Genomic DNA, 17,717 nt, shown 5'->3' with positions numbered 1-17,717 from the left:
ATCAATTCATGTAAAAAGTAAGTGTTATTTTACTTCCTTCATTTTCGAAATGGATTTCATCACATAGGTGCTTCATGATAAATACGCCGCGGCCGCCCGACTTTTCCAGGTTTTCAGGAGAGGTCGGGTCATTCAAGTGTTGGTAGTCATAGCCCAGGCCTTCGTCTTCAATGATAAATTTCAACTGATCCTCCAGGAAACGGAGCTCCAAGCGTACGGACTTCTTCTTGTCTTCCTTGTTTCCATGAATAATGGCATTACTCACGCATTCAGTTACCGAAATCATGATATTGCCGTAAATGTCATCACTGATTTGAAACTTTTCCTTGGCATTGTCAATGAAACTTTCAATAATAGTTATATTTTCAATAATAGATGGAATAGAAATTTTTATTGATTTCATTGATCTTTTAGGCTTTAATCATGATTAAATTTTTATTTACTATTTCAATTCCAGGCTAATCGGGCAATGGTCTGAGTGATGAACCTGTTGTAATATGCTTGCACCTTTTATCTTTTTGCTTATGGATGGTGTAGTCATATGGTAATCTATCCGCCATCCTTTATTATTGGCCCTGGCGTTTGCGCGATAACTCCACCAACTGTACTGATGGGGTTCCTTGTTCATTAACCGGAAGCTGTCATCTAATCCAGAAGATGTTAATTTATCCATCCAAGCCCGCTCATCCGGTAGAAATCCGGATGTGTTTTTATTGGAAATGGGATTGTGTATGTCAATGGCTTTGTGGCAAATGTTGTAATCTCCGCTAATGATCATATCGGGGTATTCCTTTATCAGGTCCTGGCTGTAATGGTAAATGTCGTCCAGAAATCTGTATTTGAAATCCTGGCGGATATCTCCTGTAGTCCCTGAAGGGAAATAGGCACTGATAAAAGAGAATTCATTGTAGTCAGCCCTTAACATCCTCCCTTCATCATCATAGGCATCCATGCCTACTCCATAGGTAACCTTATTGGCCGGCATTTTACTCAAAATGGCTACCCCGCTGTATCCCTTTTTTACCGCCGGATACCAGTAGACATGGTATCCCATGTCTTTAAATATGTTGGTGTCAATTTGATTCTCCAGGGATTTTATTTCCTGTAGCCCAATGATATCCGGGTCAGCATCTCTTAACCATTCTACAAAACCTTTTTTGATGGCTGCCCTGATACCATTGACATTGTACGATATGATCTTCATTAAATGTCTATTTCAAATTCTTCTTCAAAATACTCCAAAACATGGATTTTCAATAATTTTTCCTGTTCTGTGGCGTTCAAATGCGGTAAGGATTTTTCCAATTTCCAGTGAGGCCAGCCATCCTGATCAATAAAATCCAAGGTATAAAACCCTGACAAGCTCAGGAGTTTACAAGTGGCAATATGCATCAAATCTTGCTTTTCCTCTTTTGAAAAATGTCGGGGCCCCTTACCCAATTCCTGAACACCAATAATAAAGAGTACGGCATTTAAGTCGGCAGGTTTTTTACCGAAGATTTCCCCCAGGCCTTCCAGTAGTTTTCCCCATCTCTTTTCAAGATCCAGATCCTTTTTTAATAATGCCATTCATGAAAGATTTTTAATTGCGTTTACCATTGCCCCGCCCTTTTTTCCTTTACGAATTTTACCTAAATTCATAACGGTCTGCATCCTGCAAATATAACAGGTATAATGGCTCAATACTTAAAAACAACCCAAATTAGGTATGCGTTTCAATTATTGGCAAGATTTTTTATCCCTGGTTTTTCCGGAAACCTGTTGCATATGCAAGCGAAGCCTTTTTCCCTTTGAAAGTCAGTTGTGTAAAATTTGTATTTCCCAATTGCCAATCACCAATTACCACCTTGTGCCCAGAGACAATGATTTGAAAAATAAGGTTTTGGGCTTAGCTCCGGTAGATAGGGTAATGTCCTACCTGCGATTTTCAAAAAAAGGGTTGAGCCAAAAAGTGTTGCACCAGATCAAATATAAAAATAAACCTTTATTGGCTAAGATTTTGGGCCAGATGTATGGTTCATTTTTATGGGAAAATGGGTTCAACGAATCCTGGAATGAGGTAGTGCCGGTCCCCCTGCATTACAAAAAGCGCTTAAAAAGAGGCTACAATCAAAGTGAACAGTTTGCTTTGGGAATGGCTACTGGTTTGAAAATTACCTGTTCCAACCATTTGATTAGGAAAACTCCTACCCAAACCCAAACGAATAAAAGCAGGATGGAAAGGTGGGAAAATGTAGCTGAGGTTTTTGAAGCCTGCAACTCAGAGGAAATCAAGGGTAAAAAAATACTTTTGGTGGATGATGTGCTGACCACTGGTGCGACCCTGGCTGCATGCGCAAAAACCCTTCAGGAGCATCAGCCCCATTCAATCGATTTTATTGCGATTGCTGCCGGCAATTGAGCTTCATCCGAAAATTTCGTTGAGAATACCGGCAAGTCGTATGCCTCCTGCCAGCAACTGTTGTTCCATGATGGGATAGGTTTGGTAACCGTAGTCATAAAAAAGCTTACCATCTTCCGGCAAATCATAAATAACGGGACGCAAATCCACGGCCTCTTGCAGCCACTTTTCCAGAGGGTCATTCTGATATTTTCGAATAAGGGCTTTATTGACCCTTCTGTTGAGGTGGTCAGCCAGTTCGGTATAGCTCAGGTTCTTTCCATCAATCACTTTACTGTCCCATACCGCATGCAAATTGGTGCGATCGTTAAAGTAGCTAACCTTTACATCATTTCCTCCCCTGTCTTCTCCAGTTCCTACATGAAGTGGCTGATGCAGGTCTCCTACCAAATGTACCAGCATTTTGAGGTAGGCAGCCTTTTGGTCTGCATCTAATTTTCCGCCTTTTAAGGCAGCGATGATCATTTTGGTTTTGCCGTAGGCATCTCCATCTTTTTCCTGCAAATCCGGATTGTAGCCTTCTCCCGCTTTTACTGTGAGGTAATGCCAGGAGTTCAGGTAATCGTAACTGGGGTCGGATTTGATCTCGTCCATCCAGGTAGACACCATGGCCAATGATTCGGGCCCTAGGATGGCCTGAATGTTTTTGCTTGCTTTTTTGCTGAGGTGCCAGCTTGCTATCTGACCTACTACGCGATGGCCTGTTTGTCCCCATGCAAAACAATTCAAAATGAGGCCTGCCGTAAGAATCAGGCTAAGTGCGGTACTTTTCATTTCTGTGATTAAGAAAGCTTAAATCAGCTGTGTTTTAATTCTTCCAATGCCAACCAGGCCATTAAGCCGGTGCTTAAACCCAACGCATCTTCGTCAATGTCAAAGGTGGGTGTATGTACCCCTGAGACAATTCCTTTACCTTCATTCCTGGTACCCAGCCTGTAAAAGCATCCGTCCATTTCCTGGGTATAATAGGAAAAGTCCTCCGCAGCCATCCAAATATCCAGATCCACTACATTTTCTTCTCCCAGGTACGCTTTGGCCGCCTGTATGGATCTTTCAGTAAGCTCAGGTTCATTTTTCAGGAAGGGATAGCCCTTGCGAACTTCAAAATCGACTTCTCCTCCCATGCCTTCAGCAATTCCCTTGGCTATTTTAATCATTTGTTCATGCGCTGCTTTCCTCCAATCCTCATTCAATGTGCGGAAGGTACCCTCAATATTTACTTCATTAGGAATGACATTGGTAGCGCCATCGGCTATTACCTTACCAAAAGACAGTACAGAAGGTGTTTTGGGATCTGCTTTTCTGCTGACTACCTGCTGAAGGGCTACTAAAATATGTGCGCTGATCAAGACCGGATCTATCAGCGTTTCGGGCATGGCACCGTGGCCACCCTTTCCCCGGACTTTGATATAAAGTTCATCTGCACTGGCCATGTACATTCCTTTTCTAAAGCCTACTTTTCCTACCGGTATCAGTGGCATGACGTGTTGCCCAAGAATGGCAGTAGGTTTAGGATCCAGTAGGGCTTTGTCAGCAATCATCATGGCGGCACCACCCGGAACTTTTTCCTCTCCCGGTTGAAAAAGCAGTTTTATGGTACCTTCAAAATCAGTTTTGAGTTCATTTAAAATTCGGGCCGTTCCCAAAAGAGAGGAAGTATGTACATCATGACCACAGGCGTGCATTACTCCCTGGTTTTTAGACTTATAAGACACCTCGTTCGCTTCTGTAATGGGAAGCGCATCCATGTCTGCTCTCAGGGCAATCGTTTTTTTTGATGGGTTTTTTCCTTCGATTAAGGCAACCAAGCCGGTATTTGCTTTGGGACTGAGCTTGCTGATCCCGAAGGAGCGAAGCTTATCGGCTACAAAGGCAACGGTTTCGTTTTCCTCAAAGGATAACTCCGGGTGTGCATGCAGGTGTCTTCTGATATCGATTGTGTCTGATTTGTATTGATCAGCAAGTTCTTGAATTTTATTTTTCAGCATCCTCTAAGTTTTCTTCTTTCTTTTCCTCTTTCTCCCGGTTCTTCAAAAAACGATCTGGAGTGATCCGGGAGCTTGGAAAATTTTCATTCATTTTTTCATAGGTAGCCAGGGCTTCAATTTTATTGATGTAGCGGCCTACCTTGACCAGGTACCTGGGTTGGTTATATTCCATATAGGTTTGAATATCAGGAAATTCTGAATAGACCTCATTTCTAACCTCAAACGCTCTTTCCCTATCTGCACCGCTGTAGATTAAAATGGTAAACCCATTAACGAATTTTTCTTTATCGTTTTCCTCTGTGATTTGGCCAATTCTGCGCTCCAGATCCTGATTGATGGGGCCTGAATTATCAACAGCAGAAGAAGAAAAACTAGGAACAGGCAAATCCTCAAATTGTATCCTGGAGCCGGTAAGGTCTTCCGTATAATTGTCAAACTTATCGGCTGTGTCTCCTGTTTTGCGTATATTGATGATGCCGCAACTACTAAAAAGCAACAGTGATAATAAATAGATGCTTGTTTTTTTTAACATGATGTAGGGATTTAATCTTCTATTACCACACATTTTGCTTCAGAAATATCCTGTTCCACGCTTTTATATTTTACGTCTTTTTTGATTTTGCCATCCACATACTTGACAGACACCTTGTCATTTCGCCCATAGGTTTTTTCTGATTTTCTGGGCTTTACCGGTTCCCTGCTGGCTGTGGCCCGACTATTGGCGATGGCGGCTCTTCGTCCCCCCGGGTTTCCCAGGCTGCTGGCCACCTCTTCTTTTGAAGCGGTCACACGGGGTTCTGCCTTTTTCTGCGCCTGAGCCGCCTTTACTTGTTCCGGATCTTGTTTGGGGAGATCGGATTTGGAAATAAAGGAAACGATATCATCATTCAGTTTACCCAGGAAGCGTTTAAACATTTCAAAAGCCTCGAATTTATAAATCAATAGAGGGTCTTTTTGTTCATACACCGCATTTTGTACCGACTGCTTCAAATCGTCCATGTCCCTGAGATGCTCTTTCCAGTTTTGATCTATAATGGCCAGGGTCACCGTCTTTTCCACAGCCCTGATCAGGTCTCTGCCCTCGTTGCTTATGGTGGACTCCAGGTTGATGACTACTCCTATCTGTTTGATGCCATCGGAGATGGGAACCATGATTTCTTTTACCGTAGCTCCCCTGTTTTTATGCACATCCTTGAGGATAGGCATGGCCCTTTCCAGAATGTTCTGGTTTTTCTTGATGTAATTTTCGTAAGCTGCATTGAAAAGGATTTTGGTCAGGCTGGCGACATCTTTTTCTTTGAGGTCCGTTTCGGTAAACTGGTAATCCAGTCCCAATGAACTGAAAATATTCATTCTCAGGTTTTCCAGGTCTTCAGTAGCCTTGGCCATTTCAATCAAATCCTCCGCAACATCATACATGATGTTCAGGATATCAAGCTCCAGACGGTCGCCGATCAAAGCATTTTTTCTTCTTCGGTAAACGACTTCCCGTTGGCTGTTCATTACATCATCGTATTCCAACAGTCTCTTCCTTACTCCGAAGTTGTTTTCTTCCACTTTACGCTGTGCCCTTTCAATGGATTTGGTAATCATGGAATGTTGGATCACTTCCCCTTCTTCCAAGCCCATGCGGTCCATAAGTTTGGCTATTCTTTCTGAGCCAAAAAGGCGCATCAGGTTATCTTCCAGGGATACAAAAAACTGGGTGGAACCGGGGTCTCCCTGCCGGCCGGATCTACCCCTTAGCTGTCGGTCTACCCTTCGGGATTCGTGCCTCTCGGTACCGATGATTGCCAGGCCGCCGGCCTGTTTGGATTCAGGGGTAAGTTTGATATCTGTACCTCTACCGGCCATGTTGGTGGCAATGGTGACGGTTTTGGGTTTGCCCGCTTCTGCTACCACATCTGCTTCCCGGGCGTGTTGCTTGGCATTCAGGACCTGGTGTTTGATTTTCCGGATGGTCAGCATCCGGCTGAGCAATTCTGAAATTTCTACGGATGTGGTACCCACCAATACAGGCCTGTTGGCATCTGTCAGTTCATTGATTTCATCAACAACAGCATTGAATTTTTCCCGAACGGTCTTATATACTTTGTCCTCGCGGTCTTGTCGCTGTATGGGTTTATTGGTTGGTATGACAATTACATCCAACTTGTAAATTTCCCAGAACTCTCCGGCTTCGGTTTCTGCTGTACCGGTCATGCCGGAAAGTTTGTGGTACATCCGGAAATAATTCTGCAAGGTGATGGTCGCATAGGTTTGCGTAGCATCTTCTACTTTTACATTTTCCTTGGCCTCTATTGCCTGGTGCAAGCCGTCAGAATACCTTCTTCCTTCCATGACCCGACCTGTCTGCTCATCCACAATTTTCACTTTGCCATCTACCAAAATGTATTCGGTGTCTTTTTCAAACATGCAATAGGCCTTGAGCAGCTGATTGACCGTATGAATTCGTTGCGCCTTTACCCCGTAATCCTTGATCAGTTCTTCTTTTCTTATCAGCTTTTCCTTGTCATCTATTGCCTCGTCTTTTTCCAGGTCGGCAATTTCGCTACCTATATCCGGAAGGATAAAGAAGCTTGCATTTTCATTTTTTCTGGTAATGGTTTCAATGCCATTGTCTGTCAGGTCTACACTGTTGGATTTTTCATCGATGGTAAACAATAAGGGTTCATCCGCCTCAGGCATGTTGCGCTTATTATCCTGCAGGTAAAAGTTCTCTGTTTTCTGAAGGATAACCCTGATACCTGGTTCGGAAAGGTACTTGATCAATGGCTTGTATTTGGGAAGTCCCCGGAATGCCCTGAATAAGGCCAATCCGCCTTCCTTTTCCTTACCCTCCTTGATGAGTTTTTTGGCTTCGGTAAGGAAGTTTTGAACCAGTTTCCTTTGTTCATCCACCAGAGTAGATACCCGGGGCTTCATATCATAAAACTCGTGCTGATCTCCCTTTGGAATCGGACCGGAAATGATCAGTGGCGTCCTCGCATCATCTATCAAAACGGAGTCAACCTCATCAATCATGGCAAAATGGTGTTTTCCCTGTACCAGATCCTTGGCATCTCTGGCCATGTTATCCCTCAGGTAGTCAAATCCAAACTCATTATTGGTGCCATATACCACATCACATTGATAGGCTTTTTTTCTGCCTTCCGAATTGGGTGGATACTTGTCGATACAATCTACCTTTAATCCATGAAACTCAAACAATGGCGCATTCCACTCGGAGTCTCTTTTTGCCAGGTAATCGTTTACTGTAACGATATGGACGCCTCTTCCGGAAAGTGCATTGAGGTAGGCCGGAAGTGTTGAAACCAGGGTTTTACCTTCACCGGTTGCCATCTCTGCAATGTTGCCCCTGTGCAAGGCAACACCACCCAAAAGCTGTACATCATAATGCAGCATGTCCCAGGTGACTTCCACCCCAGCTGCCGTCCACTTGTTGTGCCAGATGGCATGTTCTCCTTCCAACTCCACATAGGACTTGGATGCTGCCATTTCCTGGTCAGTTTCCGTGGCAGTAACCTTCAGTTGTTTGTTTTCCTTGAGTCGGCGGGCTGTTTCTTTAATCACAGCAAATGCACGCGGCAGTACCTTTTCAAGGCTGACTTCAAGAGCCTCGTCCCGGTCTTTTTCTACTTTATCTATATCATTAAACAAGGCATCTTTTGCCTGTACCTGATCCGGATTAAGCGAATCAATCTCTTGTCTCAATTGGGCAATTTTATCATCAAACTCCTTGAGGTCTTCGTCTATAGTATTTCTGATGCTTTTGGTTTCATTTCTCAATTCATCATCCGAAACAGATGACAGTTGATCATAGGCGGAATTGATCAGCGCCACCGCTGGGCTCAAGGTTTTGATGTCACGGTCAGATTTTGTACCAAAAACTTTTGCCAACCCCTTTGCTATTGCTTCTATCATATATGTAAATTCTTTATCGCTGTCCTAAATTTTCTTTTTCTTTGACCTCAGGAATTAATGCAATATTTCCTGAAAATACTTGCCTGGCAGGTCCTGCCAGAATGATGTTTTTGAATCCACCATTATTATCTTCGTTAAACCGTACTTCAAGGTTTCCTCCCAAGGTGGTAATTTTTATTGAATTTTGTTGCTGTTGTGCACCATATACCAAAGCGCAGGCGGTCACACCGGTTCCACAGGAAAGGGTTTCATCTTCCACCCCACGTTCGAAGGTTCTGACTTGAATGTGATTTTTTGCTAGCCCTTGCACAAAATTCACATTGGTGCCTTTGGGGTATCTTTGCACATCATGCCGGATTTTTTTGCCCCTACCCAACACATCAAACTGCTGCAGTTGGTCCACAAAAACGATATGATGAGGAGATCCGGTATCCACAAAAAAATCCTCTCCCACAGGCTGGACCTTCTGTACATCCCCCATTTCCAATTCCACCCAATCGCCTGAAATGCGGGCATGGTGCGGGCCATCTATGGCAAGGAAAACGGTTTTTTCCGAAATGATACCCAAAAAGGCGGCAAAAGCGACGGCACACCTGGCACCATTGCCACACATGCTTTGGCTTCCATCCGCATTATAGTAGCACATTTCAAAATCATACCCCTCTTTTTCCTGGAGAATGATCAGACCATCTGCCCCGATTCCAAATTTTCTATGGCAAAGGAACTTTATTTGGTGGATAGCATCCTCTCCAAGTGAATATTCCCTTCCATCCAACATGATGAAATCATTTCCTGTACCCTGGTATTTATAAAATTTGATATCCATTTGAAGCTAAACAAGTTACATCCTGATAACTAACTTAAAGGAAACAGGTTTGGTGCGCTTACTGCATCAAAAACCTCACCAATATCAGCATGAAATACAAAAATAATCATCTTGTCCGAAATTTCGGGTTTATATTCAATTAACTATGGAATTTCCCGGGGAAAGTACGGATGTTTTGGAATGCATGTTTGAGGATTGGAAAATGGAATCTTAAATAAAGACATGTATAACGCCCTGATGTCCGTTGGATATACTACTTGTAGGACAACCTCAATTTGTAGAATTTTTCCTGAAACAATCAGGAATAGAGGCCCGGAAGTGCCAAACTCAGGATTAGCCTTTTTGAAAATTAAAATTTATTAATCACTTAAAATAAGCCATTTACATCTATTATCACGCTGTTGATATAATTTTTGGCATATACCTTGCCTGTTGGAAACCCGAACCAAACCAATTTATTATGCTAATCACAATGAAGAAATTGACTACCTCCGGACTTTGTTTAGGAATTTTTCTGTTGTTGGTTTCGTGCCAAACGGAAGAAGAAAACAATCCACCGGAAAATCAGGAAGAAGTACAGCTACAATCCACAGCGAGGCAATCTGCAGCTTCGGATCCGGGAGCCAGAAGCATGCTAAATGCCATGGTAGTGTCGGCATTTCAAGTAGGTACGAAAGATATGGAGATGAAATATGCTGCTGAAGCAGATATAGTAGCCGGCATAGACCTGGGCAGTATAATCTTGAAATCTAATGTAAATACAGCGCTTGGTGCTGCTTCCGGGGAACCCCAAACGCTGGTGTTGATCAGTGATGGACAGGCCAGGGTTTCTGCTATCGGCGAAGGAAACACGCCAAAAGGCAACTATCAGGAAATTCAATTTGAATTGTATACCAATACCTCAGTGGACAATGATGATCCCATGTATGGAAAATCCCTGTGGATAAATGGAGAAATTAACGGAGAAACCAGCCAGATTTGGATGGATGTGGAAAGTGAAATCAGGGCCATGGCGGAAAATGATGAGGGACATGAGGTCAATGAAAACACGGAACTGTTGCTGGTCTTTGATTTGGAAGATTTGTTCCAGGGAGTAGATTTTGAGGCTGCCGTAGATGGAAATTCCGATGGAATAATAGAGATTGGACCCGGTGATGTGGATGGCAATTCCAGTTTGTACAGCAAAATAGAAGGTAACCTGGAATCATCGGTTAAATTCGAAAGGAAATCCTAACCAAAAAAAGGTTTTAAATTTAAAAGGGCTTGCTTCTTAAGCAGGCTCTTTTTTTATTTGGAAAGACATACGCTAACGACAAATGAAAGAACCACAATGCCTGTCTGCTGTAGCCAGATTCCACCAGACCTTTAAGCACCCTGTTTTAGCTGAACCCCGCATCCCCTCTCCTTCCAGGTGTCAACTCCGGGTGGACTTGATCGCTGAAGAATTGCAGGAATTAAAGGAAGCCATTGACAAGCAGGATCTCACAGAGGTAGCCGATGCTTTATGCGATATTCAATATGTGCTATCTGGAGCCATCCTGGAATTTGGCCTTGGAGATAAATTTCAAGCGTTGTTTGAGGAAGTCCAGCGATCAAACATGAGCAAGGCCTGCAATAAAGAAGCGGAAGCGATGGAAACCGTAAACCATTACCAAAACAAAGGGATAGATTGCTATTTTGTCTGTGATCAGGGCACTTACCTGGTCTACAGAAGTGCTGATAATAAGACCCTAAAATCCATTCATTACTCACCGGCAGATTTGGAATCCATTTTGCAAAACCCCTGAAAAGATGCGTATTACATTAATCTTCTTTTTACTGGTTGGGATGGTCCCCAAGCTGCTTTTGGCTCAGAACAGTGCAAGAGATCAGGGCATTAATTTGGGTGTGCTGGCTCCGGGAGAATGGAACGCAATTACAGATGTACCTGGTGTAGCCGTTGGTCAGGTCACCTTAAATGAGGGAGAAAATATCCGTACCGGGGTTACTGCCATTTTGCCCCATCAGGGTAACCTTTTTCAACAAAAGATCCCGGCAGCAGTATTTGTAGGGAATGGTTTTGGTAAGCTGGTTGGGAGCACCCAGATTCAGGAATTGGGAAATCTGGAGTCCCCCATTATTCTTACCAATACGCTGAGTGTGGCCGCAGGTATGGAAGGCATACTGGATTACATGTTGTTTTTAAAAGGAAATGAGCATGTGGGATCACTAAATGCCGTCGTGGGAGAAACAAACGATGGGTATTTAAATGACATCAGGGGAAGGCATGTGAAGCCTGAGCATGTAGTGGAAGCCATCAGGAAAGCAAAAGATGGTCCTGTTAAGGAAGGAAATGTGGGTGCCGGTACTGGTACTGTATGTTTTGGCTTCAAAGGAGGCATAGGTACTGCTTCCCGAAAACTTCCCGAGAGCCTGGGAGGATTTACGGTGGGGGTATTGGTACAAAGTAATTTTGGAGGAGTTTTACAAATAGCCGGCCAGCCGGTAGGTAAAATCCTGGGGCAGTATAGCTTTAAAAATCAACTGGAATCTGCAGATGGTTCTTGTATGATGGTGGTAGCCACGGATGCACCGCTGGATCACCGAAGCCTGGAACGTATCGCCAAAAGGGCGATGATGGGATTGGCAAGAACAGGAGGTATTGCCTCCAATGGTAGTGGAGACTATGTACTGGCTTTCAGTACTACCAAGGAGCAGCATATAACTTCCGGAGAAATAGCCGTATTGGGTAATGATCAGGTCACGCCTTTATTTTTGGCTGCCATTGAAGCGACTGAAGAAGCCATCATTAACTCTCTCTTTGCCGCAGATGATATGAAAGGCAAAAATGGAAGGATAGTTAAAGCTCTACCTAAGGAGAAAGTAAGTCAGCTTTTCAGGGATTGATCGGTTCACCAGGATTTCCTGAAGTTTTATGTTTCAGTTTTATTTTTTTAGGTGCATTACCTCTCATTCAATAATTCTTTGTATAATTGACTCTTGGAATGTCAATGAATAGGCAAAGTGATTGCTGCACAGGGATCTTATACAAATTTTTACCAACAAATCTGCCTGTTTGTTTTTTTGTTGGTGTTGATGCCTGTCTTACAGTTACATGCACAGTTGGTACAGCCATTTTTACCCCGGGTAGGCGATAAGGGGCCCAGCACCAATATTTATAATATCAACGGGGATTTTGCCATTCTGGGCAATACCAACCTGACGCTTGAAAATTACAGTCTCAATTTTCAAAATAACTACCCCATGGTTTATGTGGATGCAGATGATGACCCCCAAACCCTCAACTCTTCCTCAGCTAGTCTGGTTTTTTCCGATGAAAACGGTGCCGACCCCTCTTGCACCCAGGTGGTTTATGCAGGCTTGTATTGGACTGGAAGATCGTCGGAGGAGAGTCAGTTTGAAGTAGCCAAATCAGGTGTTACAAAGAGCTATGATAAGCAATCTGTCTCGTTTAAAGTACCCGGTCAATCTGAGTATACGACCATTAGCGCCCAGAACGAACAGATTTGGTTTCCGGAATCCTACCTGGAGCAAGATGGATTGTTTGTAGGTTATGCGGAAGTAACCGATCTGGTAAAAGCTGCAGGTCAGGGAGAATACTGGTTGGCAGATATTGCTTTGGAAGAAGGAACCGGGGGATCCATCGGGTTTTTTGGGGGATGGGGACTGGTAGTTATTTATGAAAACCCGGTAATGGAGGCCAGAGATGTGGTGGTTTTTGATGGATATGCCTATGTAGCCTCTTATTTGGAGGATGATTATTTCTTAAATCTGGAGGGTTTTTCTGCCGTGGAGTCCGGGGATGTAAAGGTAAAAATGGGTGTGATGGGTGCTGAGGGAGAAAGAGGGGGTACTGGAGATTTTGTCGAAATTGAGAAAGGGGAAAACACAGGAGAATTTGTCCGACTGGAGCATGAAAGCAATGACACTTTTAATTTTTTCAATTCCAGTATTTTTACAGGAGGTAACCCACGCAACCCGGATCTGATAAACAATACCGGAATGGATTTGGCGGTTTTTGAGCTTCCCAATGAAAACAATGGTATCATTGCAAATGGGCAAACCAAAACAAGGATAAAATACGCTACTGTTATTGATACCTATGTTATTTTTAACATTACTTTTTCTATCAATGCCAGGCAAACCAAACTTGAAGCACTGAATCAATTGATCAGTGCCAGCGAATTGAACGAAGAGGTACATCAGGTAGCGGCCAATGAGGACCTGACTTTTCGTTTGGAAGTCCGAAACAAGGGACAGGAGCCTATTGAGGATGCCCGGGTAGAAATTCCCCTGCCCTTGCTTGCTGAATTTTCTGAAGTATCTACCCATTGGCTGGATGATTCTGGAAATCCGCAAGAGGCCTTTTTTGATGCATCCATAGGTCCTGGTGGTACGCTCATCTGGGAAATTGGAGCTATTCCCGTTTCAAATGATCCGGAAGAATTGCTAGGTTACCTGGAATATACTTTGGTTTCACCGGATAATTGTGCCGGGCCGGATGGCTTTCAATGTGAAACGGATTTTTCGCTGTCTGGAGAGGTAACCGGAAAGAACGCTGAAAACAATATTCCATTTTCCACTCCCGTTATTCAGGAATTTAGTGCTGATGAGGACTGTCCTTCAAACCCCAATTCAGAACCCATGCTTTTTGAGGTGTTGACAGATGGTAATGCTTGTTCAACGGATGATGCTGTATTGGAAATTAACCTGTGTAATGTTCCCGGAGAGGACATACCGCTTTCGGAAATGGCAGGATATTTTCCAGCAGGAGTTAGGTTTTACGATACTTTTCCACCCGATCCTGCTGCCAAGGAGTATACTGCGCGTAACCCCTTTCCCAAAACAAATGAGAAGCAGGATTATGTTGCGGTTTTGGAAGGTGATGGGAGATGTTTTCGACCATTTTCCATCAACTACCAGGACATGGAAGCACTACCTACGGTCACTTCAGCTTTTCAAGGATCCAATATTTCCTGTCATGGTGCTTCAGACGGTTCTGTACTTGCCCTGGTAGAGGGAGGTATTCCTCCCTACAGTTACCAGTGGGATGATCCTGGTAATTCCACTTCCAGTAGCCTGGAAGGTCTGCCGGCAGGGACCTATACTGTCACCATCACAGATAGCCAGTCCTGTACCGCCACCGCTGCTGTTACCCTGGAACAGCCCCAGCCACTTGAAATCCAGGTAGATGATGAAAGTTCTGTATTTAACCTGGATTGTGGAACCGAAGATGGAGGAATTGTCAATTTTGAAATCAGGGGTGGTAGTGTACCGGTAAAGGCGGAATTGCTAATGATCGGTGAGTCTGGGGCGGAGGAATCAATAGGTGACTATGATTTCCGGGTCAACAGGAATTTTGGCTTTGATGCCCTTCAAGCGGGTAATTATATCATTAAGGCAACCGATACCAATGCCTGTACCCAGGAAATTTCTTTTACGGTTGAGGGCCCTCCTACTTTATCATATACCACATCGGTGAGCCCTTTAACCTCTTGCCAGCAAGCGGAGGCTGCTGCCATTTCCATCATACCTGATGGAGATCCCGGAGCGTACAATTATCTCTGGTCCAATGGAGCAACCACGGCCGGCATTCAGGATTTGGGTGCCGGAGACTACTCCGTGGTAATCTCTGATCAATTTGGTTGTAGCAGGGAGGAACAATTTACCATAGACCCCATTGCACCTACCACATTTTCGATTGCTTCTGCATCTGAGGTGATTTGTGGTGAGCCGGGCCTAAGAACAACTTTTTTTGTAGAGCTACCGGACGGGGTGGAAGCTACAAGTATAACATGGAGTAGTGGACAAGTTACAGATGATGGGAAGCAAATGGTCAGCTCCGAGCCTGGGACCTACACAGTCAGTCTATTGGATGACAATGGATGTGAGTCAGAACAGCAGGTGCAGGTATTGCCTTATGCTCTGGATGCGGCCTTTGATTTTTTTGGTCCGGATTCCAGTACTGACTTCTTTATTGCAGATGAAATCCGGTTTGAAGCCCAATCTTTAGGAAACATCAGTACTTACCTCTGGGACTTTGGTGATGGGAGCAATAGTGTGGAAGCCAGTCCAACGCACAGGTACAGCCGGCAGGGAAATTATCAGGTGACCTTGGAGGTAACAGATGCCAATGGATGCACAGCCATGGAAACCAGGGAAATTTCTATCCTGGAGTTTCAGGTCCGGATGCCGGATGCCTTTACTCCCGGATCCGCTGACGGTAACAATACCCACTATTTCCCGGTTTTTGCAAAGATAGGTGATCTGGAGTTTTGGGTATTTAATAAATGGGGAGAGGTGATTTTCTATACCGATGATGCGAATTCTTCTGGATGGGATGGGGCTGTTCAGGGCAGGGAAGCCATGGCCGGAACCTATGTTTACAAACTTCAATATACAGCTCCGGACGGGAGCAAGCAGCAACTTTCAGGAACATTTATACTGATTCGTTAAATTTTTTACTGTTTTTTCCGAAAAAATTTCTTTTTGTTCGGCAAAGATTTATTTTTGCACCTTAATTTACCAGAAAAAACGAACGATTAACCTAAGCATTTTTGTCCCTCCGGATCTTTAGAGCTATCCTTTTGCGGTAAACCATTACCTTTTATTTTCAAGGAAATCCATTATACCATAACCTATGACTCCAGCTGATAAATTATCCAAGAGAAAACATTTTAAAACAGACTTATCTGCCGGATTGGTGGTGTTTTTAATTGCCCTTCCCCTCTGTTTGGGTATTTCTCTGGCTTCCGGAGCGCCTTTATTTTCCGGCATCATAGCTGGAATAATAGGCGGTATTGTGGTGGGTTTTTTCAGTAACTCGAATATCAATGTCAGTGGCCCTGCAGCAAGTGTTGCCCTGGTCATCTATACGGCCATACAAACCCTGGGAAATTATGAGGCTGTCCTCCTGGCGGTTGTGTTGGCAGGAATCATTCAAATTGGATTGGGATACCTGAAGGCCGGTACGGTAGCTTACTTTTTTCCGAATGCCATGATCAAGGGAATCCTGGCCTCCATTGGCCTGGTGTTGATTTTAAAGCAAATACCCCATGCCCTGGGTATCAATGAGGTGTTTGAAGGGATGGAGTCTTTCAGTCAAAATGATGGAAGAAACACTTTTACTGAAATCATTTACGTATTGGGAAATATTGGTTGGGGTTCTACCATTATTACCCTGATATCATTGGCCATTATTCTGCTTTGGGACAGGCCTGTCATGAAAAAATATACCTTTTTTCAGTTTTTTCCCTCTGCGCTGGCGGCAGTACTGGTAAGTATTGGTGTAAATGTGGCCTATCACGCTTTTATTCCTGAATTGGCACTGACAGGAAACCATTTGGTTCAGTTGCCGGAGGCAGGAAGTTTAGGTGAATTTTTCGGATTTTTTACTTTTCCTGATTTTTCACAAATTGGCAATCCTCAGATTGTGACCATCGCATTAAGTATTGCTTTCATTGCCAGCCTGGAATCCTTGTTGAGTACCGAGGCGGGAGATAAACTGGATCCCTACAAAAGGAGGACATCCACTAATACAGAGCTGAAGGCCCAGGGGCTTGGCAATATAGTTTCAGGATTGGTGGGTGGTTTGCCGGTGACAGCCGTAATCGTCCGGACGTCTGCTAATGTCAATGCAGGCGGCCTTACCAAAACCTCTACCATTACGCATGGTACCATCATGCTGGTTTGTGTGGCCCTTATTCCACAGTTACTCAACATGATTCCTTTGGCATCCTTATCTGCAGTGCTGTTTGTAGTTGGTTACAAGCTTACAAGTTACTCGGTATACAAATCCGTTTTCGAACAGGGAAAAAAGCAGTTTTTACCTTTTATCATTACCATATTGGTGGTCATGTTTTCGGACCTGATTACCGGTATAATCGTGGGTGGTACCGTAGCCATATTTTTTGTTTTAAGGGATAACTATAAAAATGCGTATCTTCATGATAAGGTGGAGCACGAAGGAGAAGAAAAAACCATTATCAGGCTTTCTCAGGAAACGACCTTTTTAAACAAGGCCGATATCATGCTATTCTTGGATCACCTTCCGGAAAACCACCACCTGGTAATTGACGGCAGGGATACAAAATTCATGCATCCGGATATCTTTGAGATTATTATGGATTTTAAAAAGACTGCCGAATACAAAAATATTAAGTTGGAGTTAATTGGTATTGAACCAAACAAAACCAAAAGTTTTTGGAAGGAGAAACTATGAATCCATCAGAAGAGGCAAAAATAAAAGCGGTAATACAGGAGAAAATAACAACACTTACCAGGGAAAACATTACCCTGAAAGAAATGACCCAACCACAGGGATTGGACAGTGCCATAGGAAGGGTCAGTAGAATGGATTATATCAACAATAAATCCATCAACGAGTCCCAGCTGAGGAAAAATGAAGCCAAGCTGAAAGCACTGAAAAACTGGCTGACTAAATTAGGTAGCCCTGATTTTGGTAAATGCAGCAGATGCGGAAATGAGATCAATATCAACCGTTTGCTATTTATGCCAGAAAGTACCTTGTGTATTCATTGCGCTTCCCGCCCTTAGGGTATATGGCCGGTAGAAAATA

General features: G+C 43.7%; 15 protein-coding genes. 7 read left to right on the top strand and 8 right to left on the bottom strand.

Annotated elements, in window-relative coordinates:
* Position 1 precedes the first annotated feature (1 nt).
* Genes GL182_RS15395 through GL182_RS15385 form a run of 3 tightly spaced genes read right to left on the bottom strand, consistent with a single transcriptional unit; the run spans position 2 to position 1,569 of the window.
* Complete coding sequence (locus GL182_RS15395) at positions 2 to 403, bottom strand: ATP-binding protein (protein WP_163380666.1); 402 nt, start codon at positions 401 to 403, stop codon at positions 2 to 4.
* Between the two features lie 39 nt (positions 404 to 442).
* Positions 443 to 1,204: an exodeoxyribonuclease III gene (locus tag GL182_RS15390; RefSeq protein WP_163380665.1), complete on the bottom strand. Its 762-nt coding sequence runs from the start codon at positions 1,202 to 1,204 to the stop codon at positions 443 to 445.
* The gene (locus tag GL182_RS15385; RefSeq protein WP_163380664.1) at positions 1,204 to 1,569 is read right to left on the bottom strand and encodes a hypothetical protein; all 366 of its coding nucleotides are present in this window, start codon (positions 1,567 to 1,569) and stop codon (positions 1,204 to 1,206) included. The genes GL182_RS15390 and GL182_RS15385 overlap by 1 nt, the downstream gene beginning before the upstream one ends.
* Positions 1,570 to 1,708: 139 nt before the next feature.
* On the opposite strand from GL182_RS15385, the gene GL182_RS15380 reads away from it, so the two are divergent.
* Entirely contained in the window at positions 1,709 to 2,401 is a 693-nt protein-coding gene (locus GL182_RS15380; RefSeq protein WP_163380663.1) for a ComF family protein, read from the top strand.
* A 3-nt stretch (positions 2,402 to 2,404) separates the two neighbouring features.
* Here the strand turns inward: GL182_RS15380 and GL182_RS15375 are convergent, their stop codons facing one another.
* Genes GL182_RS15375 through dapF form a run of 5 tightly spaced genes read right to left on the bottom strand, consistent with a single transcriptional unit; the run spans position 2,405 to position 9,139 of the window.
* Positions 2,405 to 3,175 carry a S1/P1 nuclease gene (locus GL182_RS15375; RefSeq protein ID WP_163380662.1) on the bottom strand — a complete coding sequence of 257 codons (771 nt, stop codon included), beginning with the start codon at positions 3,173 to 3,175 and terminating at the stop codon, positions 2,405 to 2,407.
* A gap of 23 nt (positions 3,176 to 3,198) precedes the next feature.
* Positions 3,199 to 4,389, bottom strand: coding sequence for a M20 family metallopeptidase (locus GL182_RS15370; protein ID WP_163380661.1), 1,191 nt, complete (start codon positions 4,387 to 4,389; stop codon positions 3,199 to 3,201).
* A complete protein-coding gene (locus tag GL182_RS15365) occupies positions 4,376 to 4,921 on the bottom strand; it encodes a hypothetical protein (protein WP_163380660.1) in 546 nt (181 codons plus the stop codon). The genes GL182_RS15370 and GL182_RS15365 overlap by 14 nt, the downstream gene beginning before the upstream one ends.
* An 11-nt stretch (positions 4,922 to 4,932) precedes the next feature.
* Positions 4,933 to 8,313: a preprotein translocase subunit SecA gene (gene secA / locus GL182_RS15360; protein ID WP_163380659.1), complete on the bottom strand. Its 3,381-nt coding sequence runs from the start codon at positions 8,311 to 8,313 to the stop codon at positions 4,933 to 4,935.
* Positions 8,314 to 8,326: 13 nt separating this feature from the next.
* Entirely contained in the window at positions 8,327 to 9,139 is an 813-nt protein-coding gene (gene dapF, locus GL182_RS15355) for a diaminopimelate epimerase (RefSeq protein WP_163380658.1), read from the bottom strand.
* A 460-nt stretch (positions 9,140 to 9,599) separates the two neighbouring features.
* Here dapF and GL182_RS15350 point away from each other — a divergent pair, with 460 nt between their 5' ends.
* The 6 genes from GL182_RS15350 (at position 9,600) to GL182_RS15325 (ending at position 17,695) form a co-directional block, all read left to right on the top strand.
* Entirely contained in the window at positions 9,600 to 10,373 is a 774-nt protein-coding gene (locus tag GL182_RS15350; protein WP_163380657.1) for a hypothetical protein, read from the top strand.
* Positions 10,374 to 10,455: 82 nt separating this feature from the next.
* Positions 10,456 to 10,926, top strand: coding sequence for a nucleoside triphosphate pyrophosphohydrolase family protein (locus tag GL182_RS15345; RefSeq protein WP_163380656.1), 471 nt, complete (start codon positions 10,456 to 10,458; stop codon positions 10,924 to 10,926).
* Positions 10,927 to 10,930: 4 nt separating this feature from the next.
* Complete coding sequence (locus tag GL182_RS15340; RefSeq protein WP_163380655.1) at positions 10,931 to 12,025, top strand: P1 family peptidase; 1,095 nt, start codon at positions 10,931 to 10,933, stop codon at positions 12,023 to 12,025.
* Between the two features lie 189 nt (positions 12,026 to 12,214).
* Complete coding sequence (locus GL182_RS15335; RefSeq protein WP_163380654.1) at positions 12,215 to 15,595, top strand: PKD domain-containing protein; 3,381 nt, start codon at positions 12,215 to 12,217, stop codon at positions 15,593 to 15,595.
* A 184-nt stretch (positions 15,596 to 15,779) separates the two neighbouring features.
* On the top strand, positions 15,780 to 17,360 hold the full coding sequence (locus tag GL182_RS15330; RefSeq protein WP_163380653.1) for a SulP family inorganic anion transporter: 1,581 nt from the start codon (positions 15,780 to 15,782) through the stop codon (positions 17,358 to 17,360).
* Positions 17,357 to 17,695 (top strand): TraR/DksA family transcriptional regulator, encoded by a 339-nt coding sequence (locus GL182_RS15325; RefSeq protein ID WP_163380652.1) that lies wholly within the window; start codon positions 17,357 to 17,359, stop codon positions 17,693 to 17,695. The genes GL182_RS15330 and GL182_RS15325 overlap by 4 nt, the downstream gene beginning before the upstream one ends.
* The last annotated feature ends 22 nt before the right edge of the window (positions 17,696 to 17,717 follow it).

It is taken from the genome of Cyclobacterium sp. SYSU L10401 (genome assembly GCF_010993705.1).
GTDB lineage: Bacteria > Bacteroidota > Bacteroidia > Cytophagales > Cyclobacteriaceae > Cyclobacterium.
This window is presented reverse-complemented; position numbering and strand designations above follow the sequence as displayed.